At 59.0% G+C, this 24,754-nt stretch carries 27 protein-coding genes; 22 read left to right on the top strand and 5 right to left on the bottom strand.

Going from position 1 to position 24,754, the window contains the following annotated elements:
• Positions 1-89: 89 nt before the first annotated feature.
• The 3 genes from AC6RUA_RS20365 (at position 90) to AC6RUA_RS20355 (ending at position 3,190) form a co-directional block, all read left to right on the top strand.
• Positions 90-986: a biosurfactant protein 1 gene (locus AC6RUA_RS20365; protein WP_499816289.1), complete on the top strand. Its 897-nt coding sequence runs from the start codon at positions 90-92 to the stop codon at positions 984-986.
• A gap of 112 nt (positions 987-1,098) precedes the next feature.
• Entirely contained in the window at positions 1,099-1,287 is a 189-nt protein-coding gene (locus AC6RUA_RS20360) for a DUF8012 family protein (RefSeq protein ID WP_008526032.1), read from the top strand.
• A gap of 94 nt (positions 1,288-1,381) precedes the next feature.
• A complete protein-coding gene (locus AC6RUA_RS20355; protein WP_499816288.1) occupies positions 1,382-3,190 on the top strand; it encodes a zinc ribbon domain-containing protein in 1,809 nt (602 codons plus the stop codon).
• A 158-nt stretch (positions 3,191-3,348) separates the two neighbouring features.
• On the opposite strand, the gene AC6RUA_RS20350 is transcribed toward AC6RUA_RS20355, so the two are convergent.
• Entirely contained in the window at positions 3,349-4,728 is a 1,380-nt protein-coding gene (locus tag AC6RUA_RS20350) for a hypothetical protein (RefSeq protein WP_499816287.1), read from the bottom strand.
• Between the two features lie 149 nt (positions 4,729-4,877).
• Here AC6RUA_RS20350 and AC6RUA_RS20345 point away from each other — a divergent pair, with 149 nt between their 5' ends.
• The 8 genes from AC6RUA_RS20345 to AC6RUA_RS20310 all read left to right on the top strand — a co-directional run bounded on the left by AC6RUA_RS20345 (position 4,878) and on the right by AC6RUA_RS20310 (position 11,079).
• A complete protein-coding gene (locus AC6RUA_RS20345; protein ID WP_251344734.1) occupies positions 4,878-5,540 on the top strand; it encodes a DUF6735 family protein in 663 nt (220 codons plus the stop codon).
• 37 nt (positions 5,541-5,577) lie between these two features.
• Entirely contained in the window at positions 5,578-5,862 is a 285-nt protein-coding gene (locus AC6RUA_RS20340) for a DUF7967 family protein (RefSeq protein WP_006183450.1), read from the top strand.
• 61 nt (positions 5,863-5,923) lie between these two features.
• Entirely contained in the window at positions 5,924-6,670 is a 747-nt protein-coding gene (locus tag AC6RUA_RS20335) for a helix-turn-helix domain-containing protein (protein ID WP_050051691.1), read from the top strand.
• Between the two features lie 60 nt (positions 6,671-6,730).
• On the top strand, positions 6,731-9,103 hold the full coding sequence (locus AC6RUA_RS20330) for a heavy metal translocating P-type ATPase (RefSeq protein ID WP_499816286.1): 2,373 nt from the start codon (positions 6,731-6,733) through the stop codon (positions 9,101-9,103).
• A gap of 121 nt (positions 9,104-9,224) precedes the next feature.
• Positions 9,225-9,647 carry a DUF8025 family protein gene (locus tag AC6RUA_RS20325; RefSeq protein ID WP_050051690.1) on the top strand — a complete coding sequence of 141 codons (423 nt, stop codon included), beginning with the start codon at positions 9,225-9,227 and terminating at the stop codon, positions 9,645-9,647.
• Positions 9,648-9,753: 106 nt separating this feature from the next.
• On the top strand, positions 9,754-10,245 hold the full coding sequence (locus AC6RUA_RS20320) for a DUF7995 family protein (RefSeq protein ID WP_115862222.1): 492 nt from the start codon (positions 9,754-9,756) through the stop codon (positions 10,243-10,245).
• Between the two features lie 3 nt (positions 10,246-10,248).
• On the top strand, positions 10,249-10,614 hold the full coding sequence (locus AC6RUA_RS20315) for a DUF7568 family protein (protein ID WP_499816285.1): 366 nt from the start codon (positions 10,249-10,251) through the stop codon (positions 10,612-10,614).
• 69 nt (positions 10,615-10,683) lie between these two features.
• Positions 10,684-11,079, top strand: coding sequence for a DUF7567 family protein (locus tag AC6RUA_RS20310; protein WP_499816284.1), 396 nt, complete (start codon positions 10,684-10,686; stop codon positions 11,077-11,079).
• Positions 11,080-11,195: 116 nt separating this feature from the next.
• On the opposite strand, the gene AC6RUA_RS20305 is transcribed toward AC6RUA_RS20310, so the two are convergent.
• Complete coding sequence (locus AC6RUA_RS20305; protein ID WP_499816283.1) at positions 11,196-12,386, bottom strand: cation:proton antiporter; 1,191 nt, start codon at positions 12,384-12,386, stop codon at positions 11,196-11,198.
• A gap of 8 nt (positions 12,387-12,394) precedes the next feature.
• A complete protein-coding gene (locus AC6RUA_RS20300; RefSeq protein ID WP_499816282.1) occupies positions 12,395-12,895 on the bottom strand; it encodes a cation:proton antiporter regulatory subunit in 501 nt (166 codons plus the stop codon).
• 453 nt (positions 12,896-13,348) lie between these two features.
• On the opposite strand from AC6RUA_RS20300, the gene AC6RUA_RS20295 reads away from it, so the two are divergent.
• From AC6RUA_RS20295 to AC6RUA_RS20265, 7 genes are all read left to right on the top strand, one after another.
• Positions 13,349-13,588, top strand: a complete 240-nt coding sequence (locus AC6RUA_RS20295) for a hypothetical protein (protein ID WP_499816281.1) — start codon at positions 13,349-13,351, stop codon at positions 13,586-13,588.
• 61 nt (positions 13,589-13,649) lie between these two features.
• Complete coding sequence (locus AC6RUA_RS20290; protein WP_499816280.1) at positions 13,650-15,284, top strand: potassium channel family protein; 1,635 nt, start codon at positions 13,650-13,652, stop codon at positions 15,282-15,284.
• 129 nt (positions 15,285-15,413) lie between these two features.
• Positions 15,414-16,238, top strand: coding sequence for a CPBP family glutamic-type intramembrane protease (locus AC6RUA_RS20285; protein ID WP_499816279.1), 825 nt, complete (start codon positions 15,414-15,416; stop codon positions 16,236-16,238).
• A 637-nt stretch (positions 16,239-16,875) separates the two neighbouring features.
• Entirely contained in the window at positions 16,876-17,280 is a 405-nt protein-coding gene (locus AC6RUA_RS20280; RefSeq protein WP_499816278.1) for a DUF6166 domain-containing protein, read from the top strand.
• Between the two features lie 19 nt (positions 17,281-17,299).
• Complete coding sequence (locus AC6RUA_RS20275) at positions 17,300-17,575, top strand: DUF7389 domain-containing protein (protein WP_499816277.1); 276 nt, start codon at positions 17,300-17,302, stop codon at positions 17,573-17,575.
• 49 nt (positions 17,576-17,624) lie between these two features.
• Entirely contained in the window at positions 17,625-17,846 is a 222-nt protein-coding gene (locus tag AC6RUA_RS20270) for a DUF8129 domain-containing protein (RefSeq protein ID WP_499816417.1), read from the top strand.
• A 54-nt stretch (positions 17,847-17,900) separates the two neighbouring features.
• Positions 17,901-18,200: a hypothetical protein gene (locus AC6RUA_RS20265; RefSeq protein ID WP_499816276.1), complete on the top strand. Its 300-nt coding sequence runs from the start codon at positions 17,901-17,903 to the stop codon at positions 18,198-18,200.
• Positions 18,201-18,214: 14 nt separating this feature from the next.
• On the opposite strand, the gene AC6RUA_RS20260 is transcribed toward AC6RUA_RS20265, so the two are convergent.
• Positions 18,215-18,532 carry a hypothetical protein gene (locus AC6RUA_RS20260; RefSeq protein ID WP_499816275.1) on the bottom strand — a complete coding sequence of 106 codons (318 nt, stop codon included), beginning with the start codon at positions 18,530-18,532 and terminating at the stop codon, positions 18,215-18,217.
• Positions 18,533-18,799: 267 nt separating this feature from the next.
• Between AC6RUA_RS20260 and AC6RUA_RS20255 the strand changes: the two genes are divergently transcribed.
• Genes AC6RUA_RS20255 through AC6RUA_RS20245 form a run of 3 tightly spaced genes read left to right on the top strand, consistent with a single transcriptional unit; the run spans position 18,800 to position 20,129 of the window.
• Positions 18,800-19,489 carry a DUF6166 domain-containing protein gene (locus tag AC6RUA_RS20255; RefSeq protein WP_499816274.1) on the top strand — a complete coding sequence of 230 codons (690 nt, stop codon included), beginning with the start codon at positions 18,800-18,802 and terminating at the stop codon, positions 19,487-19,489.
• Positions 19,489-19,644 carry a hypothetical protein gene (locus AC6RUA_RS20250; RefSeq protein WP_499816273.1) on the top strand — a complete coding sequence of 52 codons (156 nt, stop codon included), beginning with the start codon at positions 19,489-19,491 and terminating at the stop codon, positions 19,642-19,644. The genes AC6RUA_RS20255 and AC6RUA_RS20250 overlap by 1 nt, the downstream gene beginning before the upstream one ends.
• The gene (locus AC6RUA_RS20245) at positions 19,641-20,129 is read left to right on the top strand and encodes a hypothetical protein (protein ID WP_499816272.1); all 489 of its coding nucleotides are present in this window, start codon (positions 19,641-19,643) and stop codon (positions 20,127-20,129) included. Before AC6RUA_RS20250 ends, AC6RUA_RS20245 begins: the two co-directional genes overlap by 4 nt.
• Positions 20,130-20,283: 154 nt before the next feature.
• On the opposite strand, the gene AC6RUA_RS20240 is transcribed toward AC6RUA_RS20245, so the two are convergent.
• Positions 20,284-21,522: an MFS transporter gene (locus AC6RUA_RS20240; RefSeq protein WP_499816271.1), complete on the bottom strand. Its 1,239-nt coding sequence runs from the start codon at positions 21,520-21,522 to the stop codon at positions 20,284-20,286.
• Between the two features lie 264 nt (positions 21,523-21,786).
• Here AC6RUA_RS20240 and AC6RUA_RS20235 point away from each other — a divergent pair, with 264 nt between their 5' ends.
• The gene (locus AC6RUA_RS20235; RefSeq protein ID WP_499816270.1) at positions 21,787-24,669 is read left to right on the top strand and encodes a bacterio-opsin activator domain-containing protein; all 2,883 of its coding nucleotides are present in this window, start codon (positions 21,787-21,789) and stop codon (positions 24,667-24,669) included.
• Positions 24,670-24,754 lie beyond the last annotated feature (85 nt).

Genomic DNA, 24,754 nt, shown 5'->3' with positions numbered 1-24,754 from the left:
TTGTGTCTTCGCGCATAATCAAGAAGTAGTCGCGAGCACGGTCACCCTGACATTGAAATAGCATCCCGGCAGAACCTACGAGCCAATCGATGTACAACCGATATTCTGACTTTGAGGAGCTACGGCCGACCGGCGAGGCGTCCCACATTCCAGACGAGAAGCTCACCGAAGGCTGTGATGGCGATCCCCGGCGGCAACGCGTCGCGACGACTACGGGCGGCTACCCCGACGAACCGACGGAAGCCAGCGGGGAGTGCCAGTCCTGTGGCGCGTCGATCCCGGTTGACCGGACGAAATGCCGGTTCTGTCTCACCAATCATCTTGGTGACGAAGGCACCAGTACGGACGGGACGGAAGACGCGACGCTTCTCGGGATCGTTCACATAGTCGTCGAGTCGACCACGTTCTACGGAGCCGTTGCGAAGGGCGGCGCCGCGGCGAACCTCCTCACTGCCAACGACGCGGAGCCGGCCGTCGACGACTACACGCTCATCTACGACCTCGACGAGGCGCCGGCGCGCCAGCTGGCCGAGCAATGGCCCTCACTCCCCGACGCGGTACAGGTGTCGTCAGAGGAGGGAGAGCAGCTTCTCAGGGACGCCCGTGACCGGACAGGCTGGAACGGACAGGGAGCGTCGGAGCGCCATGAGCAGTCCCCGACGCGCCTCTACGACCAGCGGGGGAACGGCATCCGCAACGCGTCGCGGCTCACTGAGGTCCTCGACGACGCCGACGACACGATGTGGCTGGTTCCAGCGATGGCGCTGAGCGAATCCACTGGCGAGGCTGCGGCTGCTCGCCAGGTGTCGGCGGTATCGACGACGCAGGAACTCGACTGTCAAAACTGTGGACGGGCGACCGACCATCGGTTCAAGATCCACGAATCGGTCTCGGATGAGGCGTGGACGGGACAACCGATCTGGGAGTGCCGGGTGTGTGGCTCAGCTCGCTACGGACCCAGCAAAGCGGGTCAGGACTCGCCTTAACCAACATAGCGACACAGAAACACACCAATGTTGGTTAACGAGCAGGCCCCGTCCGACAGCTACCCGCAGCCGGAGAGGTTTCTCTGCGCCGTGAATCGGCGAGGCGCTTCAAATGGACCCACGCAACACACCCGGATATCGACTGCATCGCTCACTCACCAATCTCAAACGCATCGAGACGGCCGGACTCGACAACGCAGATCAGGAGCGGATAGAGGCAGCGAGAGCTCTCCTGCAAGACGTGAGTCTGCTCTCCCAGCCGGAAGACAGCGGGGACGCCGGAACACAGATCGAGTCCTGAGCGGCGGTATAACGATGAATCCGGATGTCTCGCTCCTGAGGCTGTTTATTGCCCCCCAGAAGGGGTGCGGGGGAGAGAACCACGAGGCCAACAAATGACCCACCTCACTGAACAATTCCATATTCCCCGAGAGTATCACGCTGCCTGTTCCCGAATCCTAGAGCTCGGGCAACGCCATCTCCGTCGATTGCTCAAGGAAGAATACTGGCGAGACAGGCACCTCGAAGCGATTCAGTCCCGCGATAGCAACGACCACACCTACGTCCGAGACGACGAGTACGAGCCGTTCGAGGACACAGACGCATACCTCTACAACCGATTCAAGCGATGTATCTACCATCGTGTTACTCGGATTCTAAAAGCTCATCGTGAGAAGTACCGTGCCTTCCAGTTCATCGTCGAAACTGTCGAGGAACGAAAAATCAGGCGGGTTGGATGGCAGCAGCTTCGAAGCCGCCTATTCGATAGTGGAGACTCACCGTACATCCAGTGGAGCAATATCGAAACCGTCGTCGAGCAGCTAAACAATCATTACGACCGGAATGGCCGATTTCCTGAAGCATACACGGACCTCGTCGACTGTCCCCAGCCCGACGACACGGTTCCCTTCGGCCCGGACAGTCGTGGAGACATCCACGAGGTCCAAGCCGCGGACGGAGAAGTCGTGGTGATGCTGAAGGCGCCGGATTCGCTATCGCCCAACTCGTATGCCGACTGGACAGAGCACGAAATACGGTTCCCAGCCCACCAACGGTTCAACGAGATGCTTGAGGCAGGGGAGCTGAAAGCGCCGACACTGCATTCCTCCGAATACGGCTATACGCTGGACGTGCCAGTGGATGTTCCCGAGACCTCCGTAGACACCACTTCCGACCGTGTTCTCGCTGTGGACCTCGGCGTGAAAAAGCAGGCAACTGCGGTTGTGTTAGACGGATCTGAAGACGGGAAGGAGGAATCCCAGATCGCGCCACCCAACTTCGTCGACCACCACGCGAAGGACAAACTGTTTCGAGTGAAAGCCGACGCCGAGGGCATAGACAGCCGCCTTGCCGAACTCCGCCAACAGGGCAAGAGCCATACCGAGCAGTTCGCTCACCTCCTCAGCGAATATCGCCGGACGCGACGGAAGGAGCGACGTCTCCGCGACCAGATCCAGCACGATGTAGCAAATCAGCTGGTGTGGCTCGCGGCCGTTCACGAGTGCGAGACGATCGTCCTCGAGTCGCTAGGGCAGTTTGAGGCCGAAGAGACGGGTGGCGTGACGGCATGGAGCATCTCGACGTGGGCCCATGGGAAGTTACTTGAGCGGCTCCGGTACAAGGGTGACCTCCTCGGGCTCGACGTCGAGACGGTGAATCCCTGGGGGACATCACGCTACTGTCCGCGATGTGGCGAACGCGGCAAGACCGTGAAGGCCCCGACAGATCACACCGAGTTACGCAACGGCGGCCACTTCTACTGTCCCAGCTGTGAGTATGAGTGCGACCGAGATGTGGTCGGCGCGGTCAATGTCGGACGAAAACACCTCTCTGGGAGTCGGATGGAAACGGCGAATCCCTGTGTCTACACGGCGCGGGGAAATCACGCCAGCTTTCCATCACGCCCCACCTGCGAGCGTGTCCGTTCTGAGGCCGGCACGGAGGATTCAGAAACCGTGTCGGTGCCTGGCGTTCAGTCCGCGGCCAACAGTGAACAGGACCCGGCGAGTGGCCGTCAGACCCGATTGTCCGAGTACCGTTCTTCGTCCCTCACTACGACACGAAGCCGGGCAGAGGAAGGACTGCAACAAAATCAGAGCAGGAAGACGGGACTGCGGTGTCCCAGCGGGAGCATTACGAGGCAGTGTTTGCTCGTCAGCACGAACGATTCCCACGAGGTGCTTCCAAATCCTGCCGAAAATTAGAACGGCTACGATGACTTTGAGGTCTACGAAAGTTTAGGACCTTACGGACCACGACATCGGAATCGCGAGGTTCGAAGTTCTCCGAGACCTTCGCTAGCTCAGGACTCCGCCGGAGAGCTTCGCACACTACTTGCCCAACCTGTAAACCGCCAAATCAACTATGGACAGTCTTGCTCGATATTATTGAGTTCATTTAGTGCCTCCAGACGTTGTTTGGCCTGGCGTTGCTTCTTTTCTCGCTGGGGCTCTTCCATACGGGCATATCGGAAGGCCTCTGCCACCACGTTTTGATCCAGCCCATAGAAATCGTCTATATAATGAATCAATGAATCAGCTAAGTACTTGGCCACGCGTTCATGGATTTCCCAGATGTCCCCCCAGTTTGCTTCGTGGACCCATTTGTTCCGTGTGTCATAGAGCTGCTCAGTGATGGTTTTGAAAAATATTTCGTGGGCCTCACTGGCACTGACACTATATGCCCACATCGCCCGGTCAACGATTTCGCTTTTTTCACCGTGCCCAGCTAATGTGAGTTCTTCAATACACCGCCAAAATCCGAAAAATGCATTCTGACGTTCTGTCTCGAGCATTGCTCGCTGATACTCTAAAAGAGCATCTTGGAATATCCCTGCAAGTCCATCAGCGCCATAATTGAAGGACGGGATCTCCTCAAACCGCTCCGGCAGATCTCCATTAGTCCAATCCAAGTCCACAGTGCGAGGTGAACTCCTATTGGTGATGGCGACCTCTAATGGATGGTCAGTGCCAGCTGTAAGGACAGCCATCGGTTCTTGTATCCATGACCACCGTGGGTTCCCTGGCGAGGACTGGTCCCGCTCGCTCAATCGCTGAATTTCCCAACAATAGAGTGTATGATTGATCTTCGCACACAACAGATTCAGAGCAGTATTGAGCTTATTCGCTGCATAGCTACGTCCTTTCGACTGAATAGTCGTCGTCCAATAGCTATAATCTGTATCCTCACACAGCGACTCCACCGTCCCAGTTCCGAATGTGTCGGGATACCTTCTAAATTCTGAAAGCTGCTCAGACCATTCAGACTCAGAGATTGGCTGGAAGGTAATATCGAAAATCTCAATTTCTGGCGGAGAGCCAGCCCATTGTATATTCAACGGGAAATAGAAGATAGTTTCCAGTTGCTCACCCTGCCCGATTTCAGCAATGACCTGATTGACTTTTGCCTCGTACGTCGATACCAGTCCATCTTCTTCAATCGATTCCTCAACGGGATAGTGATATTCGTCCCAGTCTACCTCAGCGTCCGATTCGAATGCCAGGTCTTGGATGATGCCCATCACATCTGACATTATATCAGATGGAGCAATTCCCAAGTCATAGAGCGGGAAAGTCTCCTGTGCTAGTTTCTCGAACGCATAATTTGAACGATGGCGAGCCCACGGTGACGACGAGCGTTCGCTTGCTTCAAACGCATCAGGTGTCGAATTACGGCTGATATCGTGTTGCCAGTCAATTGCCCATTCTAGCAGCTGGTGAATTTCTTCCGACTCTAATGACATTGCCCCACTATTAGTACAGGACTATGAATAATCGCCGGGACAGAACTAACCCAGTAGGCTGTTCGAACCGGTCACAGCTGTTTGTTTTTCTTCCCCCGGGAGGGGTGCGGGGAGATCCAGTCGCGATCGCCCCGTGAGGTGATTGCTCGATGGGACACCGCGCACTCGTTGCGTACGAACGCACAGACGGACAGTACACGCTCCACTACAGCCATTGGGGCGCAGCGAACCTCAAGCTCAAGCACCGAATTTCGGCTGAGTCGCCGTTCGGTGGCGACGACACCGACTCCAAGTGGGCGAAACAGCTCCTCGCAGAGCTTGCCGATGGCCTTGAGGCAGATGCGGTCGACGGCTACCTCGCTGGCGAGGATCGACCGTCGACGGTCGTCGAGCCGAAACCCCGCGCCACCGGGCTCACCCTCGACGAGATCGTCGCGGACCATCTCGACTACCTCCACCACGAGGCGTTCTTCGTGGTGTCGACGACGTTCGAGGCGACCGCCTATCGGACGCTGTGGTTCGGGCTCCAGTACGACTCGGAGACGGTCGAACAGGGAGAGACGGTCGGGAACGGCGCGCTCGCGACGGTGCGCTGGTACGACGGCGAGCCGGTCGGCGACGGCCACCTGCAGGGACAGTTCGCGGCCCTCAAAGACGTCGTTGGCGACATGCTCGACAAGGGCGTCTTCACGCCGTCGACGGCGAGACAGTACCTGAAACAGAAGCTGGCCGAGCGAGTCGGAGACCGACAGGAGCTCCTCATTCCGACCGGAGAATCACCCTTCGAGACAGCGAGTCTCGGCAAGCCGTAACACCAATCCCTTAGTGGATATCGGGGGATGTCTAAGTATGTCAAATCAGTCTGAAGATGACGTTCGTGTTTGGCTTGTCGAACGGACGTACTCCGATGACGAGCAGAACCTGATCATCCTCACCTACGCAACACCCGATGGAGAACAGTACTATCGGAAGGAACGCGCACTCACGTCCTTCACCGACGTCCGAGATACGACAGCAGCAGTCGATGCTGAACCCGGCAATCTTGGCATGGTCGATGACCCCGACCTCCAGGAGCAATACGCGGCCGAAGCACAGCGAATGCAGGAAGTTCACGACCCTGACGACGTAATCTGAGATCTACTGGTCGACAACGCTGCAGGCCATGGGTTATGTCGTAGCAGGCCTTAGACGGGGTATGCGCGAACTCGTCTTCGCTCTCGAATACGAGCCCGGCTGCAACAGGGTGGCGGACGCCCTCGCCGACCACCCCGACGCTCGCGTTCGCTCGCTCTCGCTGCACGCCACTGCCGAGCGTCTCTGGCGGGTCGACCATGCCACCGGTACGCCTGAGGCGCTCAACGCCATCGAGGACGCCTTTCTCAACGGCGACTACTACGCTGACTGTCTCGCCACCGAGGACTGCAACGCCACACAGACCACCCGCGTCCTCGACCGCACGGACGACGCGCTCATCCTCTACTCAGATTGGGAGCGCACTCCGACCTGCGCCTCAGTCCCCCACATCGCTCGCGACCACCTCGGCGACGGCGTGCTGTTCGAGACTCGTCACGAGGGCCGCCACTACACGTGGCGACTCATCCACTCCGGCGATGGCGACGTGGCGGCGTTCTTCGACGCTCTCAAAGTCGCCGTCGGGGAGTGCGCCCAGATGGAGATGCTCCGCACAGCGGACACAACATCAGCTAGGGGAAGCGACGGAACACCAAGTGGATTGCCTCCAGCCCAAGAGGCTGCTCTCCAGGCCGCCGTCGAACACGGCTACTACGAATCACCCCGCGAGGTCGATGTTGGAGAACTCGCAGAGCATCTCGACGTGCCACGGTCAACACTCACCTACCGACTCCGTCGGGCGGAAGAACATTTGGCGAAGCAACATGTCGCCGGCGAGCGGGTAGCGGAAGAACGGCTGGCATCCCACTGAGGGCCGTAGTTGGAATATTCCAACAAAGACATATCGAACTCCCGCTCCTACCGTGACGTGATGACAGAGAATCCGGACGCAGCAGGAGGAACGAGCGGCGGCGGACAGCGACGTGAGCTGACCGCCCACCTCGCCGTTCCCGAGATGGACTGTCCCTCTTGCGCCCAAAAGGTGAACAAGAGCCTCCAGCGTGTCGACGGCATTACTGACGTCACGCTCCAGCCGACCACCGGCACGGCCAACGTCACGTACGACCCTGATCGAACTAGCGAAGCCGACGTAGTCAAGGCGATTGAAGGCGCCGGCTACGAGGTCGTCGGGGGCTCGGACGCCGAGGGCGATGATGAGGACAACCAGGCGGCCGATGGCGTCGACATCGCGCCACCATCGGAGGTCTGGACGAGTCCTCGCGCGAAGAAGACGTGGCTCGGCGCGGCGTTCGTCACGCTCGGCCTCCTCTTTGAGTTCCTCCTCACCGGACAGAACGCCACGGTGGCGAGCGTCCTCGAGTACCCGCTCCACATCGCAGATGTCCTGTTCCTCGGCGCCGTCGCCGCCAGCGGCATCCCCGTCGTCCGTAGCGGGTACTACTCCGCGAAGAACCGAAGCCTCGACATCGACCTGCTGATGGGAACGGCGATCATCGCGGCGACCGGTATCGGCTACTTCGTCGAGGCGGCGACGCTGGCCGTCCTATTCAGCATCGCCGAGCTGCTCGAGGACTACGCGATGGACAGGGCACGGGACTCCCTGCGCGAGCTGATGGAACTCTCGCCCGACGAGGCGACCGTCCTTCGCGACGGTGAGGAAGTGACCGTTCCCGCCGAGGAGGTCGACGTTGGCGAGACCGTCGTCGTCCGCCCCGGCGACAAGATTCCGCTCGACGGAACGGTTATCGAAGGCGGGAGTGCAGTCGACCAGTCGCCGATCACGGGCGAGAGCGTCCCCGTCGACAAGCAGACGGGCGATGAGGTCTACGCCGGCGCGATCAACGAAGAGGGGTACCTCGAGGTAGAGGTCACCTCAACCGCTGGCGATTCGACGCTCTCGCGCATCATCGAGATGGTCCAGGGCGCACAGGCGAAGAAGACCGAGTCTGAGCAGTTCGTCGACCGCTTCTCCGGCTACTACACACCCCTCGTCGTCGTGCTGGCAATCCTGACCGCCGCAATCCCGCCGCTGGTCATCGCCGACCCCATCTCGGTCGACCTGGCCGGGTACGGGTTCACCTTCGCGAGCGACTGGCAGACGTGGTTCATCCGGGGGCTCACCCTGCTGGTGATCGCCTGTCCCTGTGCGTTCGTCATCTCGACGCCCGTCTCGGTGGTGTCGGGAATTACGAGCGCCGCGAAGAACGGCGTCCTGATCAAGGGCGGCAACTACCTCGAGGCGATGGGCGAAGTCGATGCCGTCGCGCTCGACAAGACGGGGACGCTCACGAAGGGCGAACTCGCCGTCACCGACGTCGTCCCGGTCGGTGACACCACGGAGGACGATCTGCTCCGTCGCGCCGCCGGACTGGAGCGTCGCAGTGAGCACCCCATCGCTGCGGCCATTCTCGCCCGTGCTGAGGAGACGGGCGTGGGTAATCTGCCCGATGCGACGAGTTTCGAGAGCCTCACGGGGAAGGGCATCCGGGGCGAGATCGACGGCAAGACGTACTATGCGGGCAAGCCCGCGCTCTTCGAGGAGCTGGGCTTCGACCTCGCTCGAGCACGCCGCGAGACGGACGGCGGCGTCGTAGCGGAAGAGTCGTCAGAGTCCGACGACGGGGCGTTTGCCGAGAATGCACTCTCCGCGCTGGAGCGGGAGGGCAAGACGGTCGTCATCGTCGGGACGGAGTCGGAACTGCTGGGTGCGATCGCCATCGCCGACGAGGTTCGCCCGGCCTCGAAGCGGGCTGTCGAACGCCTGCACGAGCTGGGCGTCGAGCGCGTGGTGATGCTGACCGGCGACAACGAGGGCACCGCCCGCGCCATCGCCGAGCAGGTCGGTGTCGATGAGTATCGCGCCGAACTCCTGCCCGACGAGAAGGTCGACGCAGTCGAAGAGTTACAGGCGGAGTACGGGGAGGTTGCGATGGTCGGCGACGGCATCAATGACGCCCCCGCGCTCGCCACTGCGGAGGTCGGCATCGCGATGGGCGCGGCGGGCACCGACACCGCCCTCGAAACGGCTGATATTGCGTTGATGGGCGACGACATCGGGAAACTCCCGTACCTGTACGATCTGTCGCATACGGCCAACGGTGTGATCCGGCAAAACATCTGGGCCAGCCTCGGCGTGAAGCTCCTACTCGCGCTAGGCGTGCCGCTGGGCCTGGTCAGCGTTGCGCTGGCAGTCGTTGTCGGAGATATGGGGATGAGCCTCGGCGTCACCGGGAACGCGATGCGGTTGTCCCGGATTGAGCCCGATCGAATCATCGACGCCTGATTCTGCGGCGGGAAGTGCGGGCAGGACGCTCTTTTTTCGGGACTTACCTCCGCTACATCGAGACAAGTTGTGGTTTGTCTGGGGCAGAAAGGACTGAGCCCCACCGTGGGCTCGTGATTTGATGCCCGAGAATCCAGACGACGATCCATTCCACGATTGCGAGTTAGGTCCTGACGCAGTCCTCGGGACGCGCACCTTCCACGATGTCCTGTTCACCGACGACACGGAGACGCCGATGAACGTGCTAACCGGTGAGACGCCCGCCCATTCGCAGGCGACCGTCAAGGAGGCAAAGGAGTTCGCTGCGAGTGTTGACACCGACACGCCACAGATCGCACTTCCGGCGTCAGTCGAAACGCAAATCGAGACGCAGAGTAAGCCCTACACGTCGGCTGCGTTCTTCCACTTCAAGGCGACAGGCTCGCTCGAACGCCACCGCGCCTACCACGCCGCCTACGAGGCGGACGCGTTCGCGGTCGACTTCGAGGCCGACTACGCGTCGGGCGATCTAACCATCACAGTCGACCGAGCGAACGAGTCCTAAAAATCGACCGCTAGATCAGGTTTTTCGAGCGCCGGCGATGGGTGCCGGCGCAGCTGGAGCGAGCGAGCAATCACTCCCGGTGCGTCGGCGTTTCGAGGTGTTCGAGATGCACATGGTAATTTACGCTCTGGTAGAAGAATCGACCCACGACGACGCACTGGCCACCGGAAATTCGGTGTTCGACCGCCTGGTCGGCGCGGACCCACACGCCAGCGCCGTCTTCGATTACTATGTGACCTTCGACGAGGAGGACACGTCCGTTGCGGGGAAGGCACGATGGGGGGAGTTGCCGACGGCAGCCCCCGTCGACTCCGATGACGGCCAGGACCTGCTCGAGCGTGGCTGGGAGGCGACGAAGGAGGAATTCGAGCGTAATCTCGACCGGGTGAAGGAGGCCATCGACGAGCTCTCCGACGAGGAGATCATGCGCGACGAGGACCTCGCCCGACACGCCTTCCACCAGGTCGGTGCGTACGACGGCCCGACGATCTTCCTGTACACCGAACACGGAACCGGCATTCGTCACCGTGGACAGCTGGATCGACTCCTCGAGGAGAGTGAGGAGCTCTGGATCGTGCCCGCTGACGTCCATTTCTGAATAATGCCCCGTATCACCAACTGGCGACGCGAGAGCCGCTCGCCGACGCTCGCGTATCGGAACACCGAGACCAGTGCGCGAGCTGTCCTGCATCGAACTCCGGACTCCTACCGGTACAAGTGGCGCGGGGCAATCCTCGTCGACGGCTACCCGGTGTGGTCGCGGGGGTATGAGACGAAGGACGCGACGTCGTTCCGTGACGAGCTCCGGGAGCAACCGGCTCCGGACCTCAGCTGTCCGGAGTGTCCGAACGACGACGTTCGCGTCGGCGAGAAGGCAGCAGACGGGGCGAAGGTCCAGCGGTGGTACGACTGTCCCGACTGTGGGTACGAAGCCCCCTCACGCATCGTCTACGGCGCCGAACGGTGAGTGAGCGCTGGGCGCTGTTTTTCGGCCGGGCACGAGGTGGTGACCCGGGACGGCCGGGTTAGTCAACCAATGACCCTTGAAGTACTTGACCGACACAGTGAGGCACTGTTCGAGTTCCTCTGGTGTCCGGTCTGCGGGCACGAGGTGTTCAGCCACATCCCCTTCGAGGGCGTGTTCTGCAAGCACTGTAACACACAGGTGGAACTCCAAGAATCGCAAGAGGATCGTGGCTACGAGGAAGCTGTCCTCGTCTACTTCGATACCGGCACGACCTGGAACCTCCACGTCGACGAAAAACTTCGTCGCGACCTGCCTGACGGGTCGGCGAGGATGAAGATCCTCGGCGCACCGGGTGCCTACGAGGTCGACTGGTGGAGTCCCGACCCCGGCGACGGCTGGGAGCCGGTCGAGCGCGGTGAATTCGACGACGTTGACGAGTCCGAGGAGGTCTCACACTTGGCGTAATGATTTTACATCAGATACCGCCTCTGAGCAACTCTCAGACCCAGCTGACGTCCTAATTCTTCTGGTGCAGGAGAGGGTTTCATGAGGAGGTGACCGTTGATTTCGATCTAGAATCCTTACGGAGAGATGCCGAGCACCGAAGAGATGGTATCCTCATACTCAATCAACAGCGTTCCAAGAAGACTCATCACAAGGACGTATCCAACAGCGAATGCAGGAACTGTGTTCCTAATCACGGGAATTGCACTCGTACTCGCTAGTGTCGCGATGATGAGTGAGAACTCACCGCGAGCAACTAATCCCATTCCGACACGAGTTGATCGGAGGGTGCTCAGCCCATATACTCTCCCGCTCGCATAGCCACTGATCAGTTTCGTTCCAGTTGTCAGAATGACGGCAACGAGTAACAGAAGCGCTACACCAGCGACGACTCGGAGGTCGGTGGACAACCCAATAGAGAAGAAGAACACTGCTGCAAAAATATCTCGAAGTGGCGTAACGAGATGTTCGATTCGTTCGATGAGGTCAGTTTCACTGAAGGCAGTGCCGACAAAGAAGGCAGCCACCGCTTCGCTCACACCGATCGAGAGGGCGATTGCACCAATCAGCACTGCAACCCCGACGATACGAAGGACGAACAATTCGTCCGGCCCGACGTCGAAGATCCGTTCGATGTAGTCTGTTCCGAGATAGGCAACAGCGGCAAGCGCGGCCAAAAAGACGAACGCCTGGACGACCGTCATCGTTGCTTCGGCGAACGTCCCCCCACCCAACACGAGTGCAGAAACGACCGCGAGGTACACGGCAATGACGATGTCTTCGACAACGAGCGTACTGAGAATAACGTCACTTTCGGGATTCGCGAGCCACCCGGCATCGGTGAGCGACTTCGTGATAATCGCGCTCGACGAGATGTAGACAATCCCCGTGATAAGGATGATACCGGTCACTCCAAAGCCGAACAGGTACCCAATGAGGACCCCCACGATCCCGTTGAGAACGAGATCGAGCCCTCCGAGCTTTGCAAGTCGAGTCTTGTTTGCGACCAGTGTTCCCACATTAAACTCCAATCCTAAGAAGAACAGGAGGAGAATAATCCCCAGTTCGCCAACAGTGCTGACGAATTCGCTATTCCCGACCAGTCGAAGCGAGATACCGCCGATCTCTGTCGGTACGTACGGCCCAACGAGGATGCCAGCAGCGATGTAGCCAGGGATGACTGACTGCCGGAATCGGTGGGCGAGGCCCCCAACGAGAGCAAGCGTAATGAGCGCGATACCGACCTCTAAGAGTAGTGCACCAGCCATGAGAGAAATCAGTTCGATGTCTCTGTAGATCCAGTCTTGATCAGGGATTCGAACGATTTCTGTTCGGGCCGAGTTCCGATAACAACGAGGATATCACCCGGCTGGAGAACGGTGTCCGCTTTCGGGCTGGCGAGAGTGTCATCTCCTCGCTGGATGGCAGCAACGGTTGCGCCAGTTTTCTGGCGGAGCTGTGCCTCCTGAATAGTCTCACCAGCGAGTGGAGAGTCATCGGGGATCTCGACCCACTCCATAATTGCGTTTCCGAGTGGCATATCGACATCATCGAGATCGAGCGGTTGGAAGTCTACACCCTGAAGTGCAGTTACAATCTCTCGCGACACACCAGCCGGGAACTCGAAGAGTTTCTCAGCATCGGCATCTGGGTGATCACGACGGAAAATCTCTCGTTTGCCATCGTGGTGGACGATGACTACGAATCGTTCAGTATCACCAGTTTCCACCTCATAGCGTTTTCCGACACCCGGAACATCCGCCTCGTAAATGACCATGCTCGGACGAAGACGGGTAAATTCCATAAACCCCGCTATTCCTCTTGAGAAAGGGGTGTGAGTTGAGGTTCGCTCAGGATTGGTCATAGAGCGTGTTATCGATGATTTCCGTCGGAGTCCCAAAAGACCCATAAGAACCTAGATAACGAGAGAGGTATGGTTGATTGGAAGAAATACTATCAACGCTTTAGGAACAACACCCTCCTCTTTTCCAACGTAGATCTCGTATGCCCTGGCTGTGGTGCGAAGGTGGACCCCCGTCTAGAGAATTGTGAGGAATGTGGCCGCCAGATCCTGTAACCCTGAGAAGAGTAGGGTTTCCTCAGTTCTATTGTGTGGTCTCGATTCACTCAATCCAAATCAGAGAGTTCAGAGTCCGTTTGTGAAGTTATTCTTGCGAGTGGACGGACTGCCGAGATTCTCTTATACCGAACCCACGAACTCTAATAGAGAGTGTCGATGGAGGAAGTAACTGATACAAAAACATACGAATGGGCTAATGAGGTCGTCGTCGAGGTCATGGGAACCGACGAACAGGGAGAGTTCGCGATTGTCTCGTATCACTTCACCTTCGAGGACATCCAGAACGCTACCATTCGCTTACAAGGTGAGATAGAACCCGAACACGAGTCCCACATCGTTGCCGCGCTTTCCGATGTGGGATATACGCTCACTACGTCGCTCGAAGAGTAAGAGCCACTGAAGGGTATGCGACTCCACATGGTTTAGTGTGGTTGAGTGACTCTGCTCAGTTATGGATAAGTGGCAGCGACGAACTGTCTATTATTCGGTTCTCTTGACTGGGCTCATTCTCCTGTACGCTGTCCTCTATCACCACGGGATGCGTATTTATGAAGGAGAGAGTCTCTCATTCCTTCACTCGTTGCAGGTCGTCGTTGAGACGTTCACGACTACCGGATTTGGATCGGATGCCCCATGGCAGAGTCCGGAAATGAACGCGTTCGTCATCGTGATGGACCTCACAGGCGTGGCCTTGATTTTCATGGCCCTCCCCGTGTTGGTGTTTCCTCTCCTGGAAGATGTGCTCTCAACGACTGTTCCGAAATCGATCGAGAACGGACTCTCTGACCACGTAGTGATCTGTTCGTTTACTCCTCGAACCGATGCCCTCATCGCCGAACTCGAATCATGGGATGTAGAGTACGTCATCGTTGAACCAGACCGGGAGCGAGCAACTGATCTCTACGAGAACGAGTACACAATTATCCACGAGGATCCAGAGTCGGTCGACGGACTCGAGCAAGCAGGGCTCCCTGAAGCGCGGGCACTCGTTGCTGACGTCTCAGATCAGGTCGATGCGAGCATCGTCTTGACGGCCCAGGAGGTCGCCGAGGAGATCCCAATTGTCAGCGTCGTCGAAGAACCGAATCGTACGGCCTATCACCGGCTCGCCGGTGCTGATGAGGTTCTTTCACCACGCCCACTTCTTGGCAAGAGTCTCGCCTCGAAAGTCACAACCTCGGTGACCAGCGATTTGGATGGGTCAATCGAAATCGGGGGAGACATCGAAATCGCTGAACTGCCGATTCATCGTGGTAGTCGATTGATCGGGACGACGTTAGCCGAGAGCGGTATTCGAGAGCGAGCCGGTGTCAACGTTATCGGAGCCTGGTTTCGAGGTGAATTTGAGAGTCCACCTTCGCCGACGGCGACGCTTACGAACGGGACCGTACTGCTCGTGACCGGCCGTGAGGATCAACTCGAGCGATTGAAAGAGCTCACGCTCTCAGAGATCAGACGGTTTGACCACGGTGAGACGATTGTAGTGGGGTATGGGCAAGTCGGCCGGACGATTACTGATGCACTTTCCGAAGCGAATCTCCCGTACACGGTCGTTGACCAGACGGAGATGGAGGGTGTTGACGTTATTGGAGATGCAACTGATCCCGAAACACTAGAAGAAGCGGAGATCAATGATGCTCGGTCGGTGATTTTGACGCTTCCTGACGACACAACGTCCGAGTTCGCCACCCTCGTGATTCGTGACCTCAGTCCACAGACAGAGGTTATCGCTCGCGTTGAAGAGGCCCAGAGTATTCAAAAGATGTATCGCGCCGGCGCAGACTACGTGTTATCACTAGCGACCGTGAGCGGTCGCATGATCGCCTCAACCATCCTCGAAGACGAAGACGTGCTTTCGCTGGATCAGCAAGTCGAAGTGATTCGTACCCCCGCACCAAAGCTGACCGGACAGACTCTCGGAGAGGCATTAGTCCGCTCAAAAACAGGGTGTACTGTCGTTGGCGTTGAGCGTAATGATGAGGTGATTACGGATGTTGGGCCCGAGTTCCGTATCGAACTGGACGACGAGCTCATTATCGCCGGAACAGATGCGGGAATTCAGAAATTCAATGAGCAGATGAGTTGATTCAGTAACCGTCACATTCAGAGTATCATGCATCCATATTTGCGCGAATATCTTCGCCGGCTTCGACTCCTCGCATGGAACGAGACCGAGCAACGACCACGCGCGTTTGTTCGAGTCTATCTCTTCTGGATGGTCTATGCAGTCGTCTTCCTCGCAATCCCGGCGCTTATCGATCCGTCTGGAACGGGACTCTTGCGAGCTGCTGGGCTCCGCTTGCTGTTGGTACTCTGTACGGTCGGACTGCTGTTTGCGGCGGCTCTGTTTGTCGATAAGAGACCAGTTTACCGCTTCGGTCTGCGTATTGATCAGTACTGGTTGACAGATAGTGTTGCTGGCGCTCTAATCGGGAGTGCAATTCCAACAGCTGCAGTACTCCTAGGGCTTGCTATGGGATGGCTCGCAGTTTCCGAGGCTACGTTCACCTTGACGGCCAGTACGTTAGCTAATATTGGATTAGCAATCGTGGTCACTGTCTGTATCGCACTTGTTGAAGAGCTCGTCTATCGGGGGTATATCCTGACGAACGCCATCGAAGGCCTTGACCTGCGATTGGTCTCTTCGCCAGTTACGATCGCTTCAGCATGGGGAATCTCGGCATTCCTATTTGCAGTAGTGCACCCGGCACCGACACTCCTCGTCGGGTTTCACTACCTTGGGGCAGGATTATTACTGGGTCTTGCGTATCTGATAACAGGTCAACTTGCACTCCCGGTCGGTATTCACGCGGGATTCAATTTCGTGTCAGGATACGTCTTTCCCCTCGATCAAGACCCATCTGTCTCCATCGCCCCCTTGGCCGTCCAGGGGCCAGAGTGGCTGATCGGGCAAGCAGGAGTTCTCCAAACAGGGTTCCAGCTTTCAGCGGCCCTCTTTGTCGTCTTCTATGGCTGGTGGCGGTCAGGAAGTCTCGGCATCAGTCCGACAATCAAGGGCAAAATCAGAGATAAGTCGTAGAGATCTGAATCGCTGTAGGAAGAGTCGTCCGGAGGAGCGACCCACCGAATCCGAGGCTGACAAATCCCATCAACACAGCAAATTGTGACTTCTCATCCTCAAAGCCGACGAGAAAGTGATAGAGGAGTAATGAGCTCGAACCTTGGACGATAAACAGCCCAATAAGCGCGCTTCCAAAAACGAAGAAGGGGTCCGAGTCAAGGGAAAGAAAGGCGAATGGAGGGCGAAACCAGCCCAATAGAGTCCCTATGAGACCTGCAGTGATATAGAGCAAACCAGCTTCCAACAAAGAGAGCTCCTCGCATTCCAATGTGGGTAGAAACCTTGAGACATCTCTCAAGCAGGGTGGCTAATACGACGATATTCGATCGGGACGAGGCCATCTGTATTGGATAGTATCTCGGCGAGACGAACTACGAGTCCAAGGGTTATACCAGCTGTTGCGGGCTCCCAGTCCGCCCATGAGCGTATTAGGCTTGTAGTTCGCCCGTGTCGATCCAACTAACGACGATACCGGCTATGAGAGATAGACAGTTCACCGTCGTTCCATCGACCATCTGGTTAGTGATTGTGAGCGGTTTTTCACCCCCAAAAAGGGGTGCGGGGGTGCTCAAACGAGCATCCCACGAACAAAACGATGAGTGGAATCAACGACTCATACTCGCACGTACAGAGAGGCGCCTCAGATGACGGCGACGTCGTCTACGTCGGCTACCGTCGCCGAGGCTGCGTCATCGTCGAGAAACAGCCCGGTCAGGAACAACTCACACCCGATCGGAGTCTCAAGCTAGCGAACCACAGTCCCTCGGGATTCGAATGGGGATATGGTGGGAGTGGTCCAGCGCAGCTTGCGCTCGCGCTCCTGCTCGATTACACTGACAATGAGGAGGTGGCACTGGCGGAGTACATGGCGTTCAAGACCGAGGTCGTGAGCCAGCTGGAATGTACAGGTTCCGACGGCTGCTGGCGACTCACCGAGCGTGAGATAGATGCAGCCCTTCGTGAGACAGTCGACGAACCGGTCGCACCGTCCGTCAACTAACGTTCACAGAGAGCGATCTATGTCAGAACCCACCCAGCAGTCCCGTACGAACGCAGAATCGACCGACAACAGTGCGCGACAGACTCCTACTGAATACGTCGAGCGAAGTGACGTCGGCGTCTCCCTCACGGTGAAGCTCAAACGCGGAACCGGAACCAGGGATCAGGATGAGGTGATCGCGAAGGCGAAAGGCAAGACGCTCGAAGACGCGCGTGAGGACATGGAAACGCTTCGGGAGTACATCCACGACCTCGCCGAGGACGCTCGCCAGATCCAACCAGGAGACGACGAGTAGCAGGCGGGTGCTGTTTTTCATCGCCTCAGGAGGCGTGGAGGCGACCGCAGTGAGCGACACAGGAGAGCACGATCCAGATTCGAGCGACCTATCCCCGGAACAGCGCCTCGACCCACCGAATACACGACTTATCAACGCCGGCATCGCGACGATTAACGACATGGAGACGCTGCGAGCGTGCGTCGCCTACGAGAACACCCACCAGCAACGCGTCCAGATTCTTCGCCGGCTCGAAGACCGGGCCAGCGAGCTTCGGTCAGATGATACCTGACGGGACGCTCGCTGGCTGTTTGTCGGCGCCGTCACGGGTGGAGGCTCGAAATAGATGAGCGACCGACCCGAGATCGAGATTCAACGACAGACCGCGTTCGGAGAGGATGGTGAGCTCGAAGTCACGGAGACGAGCGTCGAGACCTCGCTCGAGGACTTCGGCGCAGACGTCGATCATCGCGACCGAGATTCACGGCTCGATCGCCCTAAAGCCAGTGAGTTCGGCGTCGACGATCGGCCTGAAGCAGACCAAGCATCCAACGGAGAGCAGTCAGCCCTCTTCGCCGATACAGCCGAAGACCAGCAAACGCTCGGCGGGGAGAATGCGGCCGCCCAGTGTCTCTACGACGAGTGACCGAAGTGCCCCTCTTACTCCTCCTTCGAGTACGGAGGTTCAACCATGGCGACGACGCGGACCTCGGACGCCTCACACGTGGGTTCATAGAGAGTTTCGTTCCCCGAGAGTGAGTATGCGTTCCAGTCGGCGCCCTGCACGTGCTCCCAGAGGATCTCACCCGTCGTCCGTTCGTATCGAAGCGCTTGTCTCTCGTCGGCGCCCATCGAGTGGTAGATGACGACGTCGAACGTGTCGTCGTCCCAGAGCCGAATGTTACAGGTTCTCGGCGACGGGAGTTCGTCTTGGGCGAGCTCTCGCATCTGGTCGACGATCGATGCGAGCGGTTCCATCGGGGGGATGTCGTCTGATTGCATGGGTTGTCTCGTGTCTCGATCTCACGCAGCCACGCGGGAGCGCTGATTCAGCGAGATACGCACGACTGGTCACTTTCGTATCGAACGGTCCACGAATGGCAGCGATATCCGGGACTGCGAGAAGCCGTGACAGATCCAAATCCGGTGAGCCGACGCAAAAGCCTGCCGGACCGAGTGGTCCGAGTGCTCGTTTGTTACCCCCTGAGAGGGGTGCGGGGGGACAGAACTCCCTGCGTTCGACCTATGACGGGAACTCCACTAAACAAGAGCGGTAGCGACGCGTCTGGTTCTCAGACGCGGTCGCAGGCGAATCGAGATCACGTCGAATACGTCGGGCTGCGCGTCGACGGGACGTCGCTGGTGCTGAAGCTCACCGGTCATGAGCGCCTCACTCCGGATCGGAGCCTCGAACTCGTGCGACACAGTCCGGGAGGATTCGACTGGGGCTATACGGGGAGCGGCCCGGCGCAACTCGCCTGTGCACTCCTCCTCGATTACTACGACGACGAGAGCGTCGCCCACCAGCACTACATCCAGTTCCGCAATGCGGTCGTGAGTCAGCTGGTGTGTGATGGCCCGGCCGACTGCTGGCATCTCACCGGTGACGACATCAAGGCCGCACTCGCCGAGTTCAACGAACATCACGCCCTCACGCCGGACGGTGGCGTCCCGTCGGCGTCGTTGCCGGCGAATTGGAGTGCTGTCAGCCGGACAGGTCGAACAGTCTTCCAGCGTCAGGACATTGACCACTACGTCGTCCTCGGCGACGGGAGCGAGGAGTGGCTGCTCATACTCTGTTCGCAGGGCGACCGCGCGTATCCCGCTCCGCTCGATCATCGAACGCTGCCAGTCGAAGCGGATCCTGCGTCCGCCGTGCAGGAACTCGTCGCTGAGAGCAACGACCTCGTCAAGCCGGACGAGGAGGATGCCTGATGGACAGTCTTCGCCTCTCCCGAACGACCTACCAGCTGATCGAACGTGCTGTTGAGGCACTGGAGTGCATCGGCCGGGAACTCGAACGATACAACGACCGGCACGAGCGAACAGCGGCGGAAGGCTCAGACGAGACGAGTCCCGGCGACTCATGATCAACGAAGTGACCCTCGACGAATTCGAGGAGGAGACGTTGTCCGGTGAATCCAGCTCGCTCGCACTGGAAGAGCGACTTCGCAACCCGATCTCGCCGTCCGTGGGACTTCGGCTGATCCCCGGTCGTGGTGACCCGCTTTATCTCCAGAATCGAGGCACAGAACGGAATCTCTTCCGCGACGAGCACGACCGATGGCTCATTCTACAACCCTCGGCGAAAGCGTCAGAAGAAGCGTTCGTCCGCTGGGTGTATCTCCCGGCGGACAAGCCCGAACGGCTGGCGCGGTCAGCGTTACGTCGACGGACGGTGATTGGGTACGACTACGTTCGGCGGGCGACCGCCCCAGTCCCGGTCAGAACGACGGTGACCGCGATGTTCGTCACCGAACGCTGGCCCGAGACGACATACGAGTGCAGGTCGTGTGAGGCGCTGTTCGACACAGCACGAGAGCACGCTCTCCATTGCTGGGACGCCCATCCGTAGGTGCCGAATCCGGAGCAGGTACGTCGGCACCGGCAGGCCGATGGTTAATCTCAAGAATTGGCAGGAGTCGAATGCCTCAGTAGCGACTGGGTCACGTCGTCATAGCTGTATTTGTGCTCTCGGGTGTCGACGCCGTTCGATAGCGGGGAGTTTGCTACAAACGCGCTGGCTCAGGTGCTCGCCACGCGACTGCGATCCCGCAGAGAGCGAGGAGTCCAGCGAGGAGAAACGCCATATCGAAACCGGTCAGATCGACAACGGCGCCGCCTGCAATCGGGGCAAGGAACGCGCCTGCCAACCCAATACTCGTCTGGAACGCGACCGCTGTCGCGGCGACCCGCGAATCAACCACCTCACGGACGTACGTAAAGGACAGGCCGAGCGTCAGCTGGACCGCAAATCCAGTAATGAGTAGGAGCGCGACGAGCAGGGGTAGAGACCGAAACCGAGTAAAGACGAGCACGAGCGGAGCCGCGACTGCGAAGGATCCAAGGACGATGGGTTGGCGACGGCCACCGAAGACACGATCAGACAGGAGGCCACTACTGATCCGGGAGACCACCCCGATTGCGGGGAACACTGCCACCAAGAGGCCACTCACTGCGAGTGATAGGCCAAGTTTGGCGGTGAGATACGACGCGCCCCAGCTATTCACGAACAGGTATAATGAATAGCCGAGAAAGCCGAGCAGCCCGACCGACCAGACATCCCGGTTCCGGAGGACCGCACCGAACGCCTCAAGAGACGGAGCGTCTCCCCGGCTCGTTCCAAGTCCGCGACTGGCCGGCCAGAATAGGACAAGCCCGACGACCGTGAGGCCGGTGAATGCGACAAAGATGGCGGGCCACCCGAACTGATGCGCAATGAGTGGCCCGGTCCCCTGACCGAGCGCGAATCCGATCGGGCCACTCGCGGTGAAGATGCCGACAGCGGTCGCTCGATTCTCGCGGGTCGCTGCTCGACTCACGATGTCGATGCCAGCGTTCCAGACGACGACGTAGGCGACCCCACCAAGCGCTCGTGAGGCAATCACAGACCGATAATCCCCTCGCCCCCCAGCGATCCATCCCCACGTCCCGGCGACAACGAGTGTCAGCACTGCGAGTGCCATCGCAGTCCTGGAATCCGCCCGGTCGAGCACCGCTCCAGCTGGGAGGCTTGCGATCACTGCGGTGCCGAACATGACCCCGACCAGGAACCCTGCGATCGTCGGCCCAATATTCAGTGCGTCACGAATGAGCGGGGTAACACTCGCCGGGACGATCTCATAGGCAGCGAGCCCCGTCGAGATAAGACTCGCTCCAGCGACGAGTCTCCACGCCGACTGGCACTGCTGTTGCGATTCGTTGCTCGTGGTGTCTTCGGGATGCGTGGTGGGAGGTCGGGTAGTCATTCCTCGAGAGTTTGGTCGGATAGCGGAATACTGGGCCTTGTTGAAACCCTCAACCGGTGATAGGTTTCAACAAGGCCTCGCGTTTCCATATTCCGTATCGCGCCGCCCTATCTCAGGGGGTTAAACAACAAACGTCTTTGGCTCGGGGCAGTTAGATAGTTAACTAGCAATGGACGCACATTCCGAGCCGGACCAGTACTGGAGCTGGAGGCGAGTTCGCATCGGCACCGAGAGGACCATTCGCCGTCCCTCAATGGGCGAATAATGACCGCTTCCCCACCCATTCTGGATTCGTCGACAGTGTTGCTCGTCGGGACAGACGACTGGCTCACGCAATTCGCCACGACGCTCGAGAAACGGACTGATGCCAGTGTACAACACGTTCGAACCAAAACGGAGGCAATCGACACCATCCGGACGCACCCCACGGACTGCCTCATTACCGAGTACGTGCTCGAAGAGACAACCGGACTCGACCTCCTCCGAGAAATCCGCGAGGAATCGCCTGCGCTCCCGGTCCTGCTCGGGACTACTGCTGGAAGCGAAGCCATCGCCAGCGAGGCCATCGAAGCCGGCGTCACCGATTACATCGCGCTCTCGGACCCACCAGCACAGATGACCGACGAACTCATCGACCGAACCGAGCGTGCGATCCGAGCCGCACAGCGGTCGGCCACACAACGGGACCGGGCCAGACAGTTCGACGCGATCTTCAACGATTCGCGAACTGCGACGTGGGTGCTCGACCCGGATGGTGCACTTGCCCGTGTGAATGAGACAGCACGAGAGATGGTCGATGAAGACATCGACACGATCGTCGGCGAACCGTTTTGGACGCTTCCGTGGTGGTCACAGGCCGATACAACGAACACGGATGTCCAACAACTCGTGGAGAAAGCACTCGAGGGGACGTTCGGCAACGCGGTCGTCCCACAGCTGCCAGACGTCGATGAGCCGCGCGTTATCGACCTCTCTGTGCGGCCGGTCGAAAACGAGCGCGGCGATCTCGTCTCGATCGTCGTCGAAGGCGTCGACATCACCGAGCGCGTCGACCTCGAACGCAATCTCAGAGAATCCGAAGAACTGCACCGGGTCACGCTCAACAACATGACCGACACCGTCCTCATCACGGACGAAGCCGGCGAGTACACCTACGTCTGTCCCAACGTCCACTTCATCTTCGGCTACACAGTCGATGAGATCCGGAATCTCGGAACAATCAATGACCTCCTCGGCGACGACCTCTTCGACCGGGAGGAACTCGCAGAAGACGGCGTCCTCAAGAACATCGAGACGACGGCAACCGATAAAGCCGGGCGCGAGCACACGCTCCTCGTCAACGTCCGCGAAGTCTCGATCCAGGACGGGACCCTCCTGTTCAGCTGTCGGGATATCACGAAACGCAAGCAACGCGAGGAGGCCCTCGCCACGCTCCACGAGACGGCCCGCGATTTCCTCTATGCCGAAACCCACCAGGAAATCGCCCAGCACGTCGTTGACGACACACCTGGTGTGCTCAATCTCGATGCGAGTGCGATCTACCTTTTCGACGGTGAGGCCAACAACCTTCGACCCGCAGCTCACTCGGCGACGATGACCGAGTTGAACGGGCCGCTCCCGACCGTGCACGCCGATGGAGAAACGCTCCCGAGCTACAGTTTCGTCGAAGACGAGGCGCTGTTCTTCGACGACGTTCACGAGGCAGACCGGCTCGAAAATCGGGCAACTGAACTCCGAAGTGCGGCCTACATCCCGCTCGGCAACCACGGCGTGTTCGTTGCAGGCTCGGACCAGGTCGGTGCGTTCGATGAGGTGGCGCGAGAGTTGGCCGACCTGCTCGCCGCCACAGCGGAGGCAGCCTTCGACCGCGTCACACGGGAATCACGACTCCGGGAACAGGACCGAACACTCCAAACGCAAAACGAGCAATTGACCGCCCTGAACCGGATCAACGAGACGATACGCGAGATCGATCAAGCCCTCGTACAGGCGGAGACGCGCGAGGAAATCGATCACACGGTCTGCGAGCTGTTGACCGCCGACGATCGGTTCCGATTCGCCTGGATCGGGACCACCGATCCGACGACCGACACCCTAGAGCCTCGGGCCTGGGCCGGCACTGAACAGGGGTACTTGGATAGTCAGTCGTTCGCCGTCCAATCGGCAGATGCAGAACCAGCCGGACAAACCGCAGCCACTGGCGATGTGACGATGGTGACGAACGTCGCTGCCGGACTCCGTGACGAAGCGTGGCGGAAAGCCGCCATCTCCCGGGACTACCTGTCCGTATTGAGCATCCCGCTCGTGTACAACGACCTTACCCACGGTGTGTTGACGGTGTACGCACCGACCCAGGATGCGTTCGACGAGACGGCGAAGGCGGTTCTGGGGGAACTCGGCGAAACCATCGCGTCCGCACTCAGTGCGATCGAACGGAAGAATGCGTTACTCACAACGTCGATGACACGCGTCGAATTCACCATCAAGGACCCGAAGTTTGTCCTCTCACGACTCGCACAGAGCGCGGAATGCACCCTCTCGTATCAAGGTGGCGTCCAGCAGTCCACGGAAGGCAGCTACGTGTTCGTGACCGTCGAAGACCGGGCGGTAACTGACGTGGCAGACGCCGCCTCGCAGCTGGTCGGTATCGACGACGTGCAGCGGATCAGCGCGGACGGCGAGGGGGGCGTTCTACGGCTCCGGCTCACACAACCGTTCCTCGCCCTGGAGCTGGCCGATCACGGTGCCGTCTTCCGCGAAGCGACCGCTGATCCAACCACGACGACGCTCGTCATCGATATCCCGGACAGCATCGACGTCCGAACAATCACACAGCTCGTCCATGAGACGTTCGCTGGCGTCGAACTCCGCGCCAAGCAGACGCTCGATCAGACCGCTGAACACAATCTCTACTCGAAGTTCCTCGATTCAGTGACGGAGCGGCAACTGGAGGTGATCCAGACGGCGTACTACAGTGGGTTCTTCGAGTCGCCCCGTGAGAGCACGGGCGAAGACGTAGCGGAGACACTCGGCATCTCGCCACCCGCGTTCTATCAACACGCCCGGACCGTCCAACGGAAACTGTTTGCTGCACTCTTCGAAGAGAACAATCTCCCGGTGACGGCCTCCACGGAGACAGTTCAATAACAAACCCTCTGGTTGAAGCGCTATTTGGTAGTCAACAGCCAAGTACTCCCTTATACACTTATTACGCCTTTCTAGAGTGCGCCAC

The sequence above is a fragment of the Halorarum sp. SLYT50 genome (genome assembly GCF_059821265.1).
Note: the sequence above shows the minus strand (reverse complement) of the source record. Positions and strands in the feature narration are given on the sequence as shown.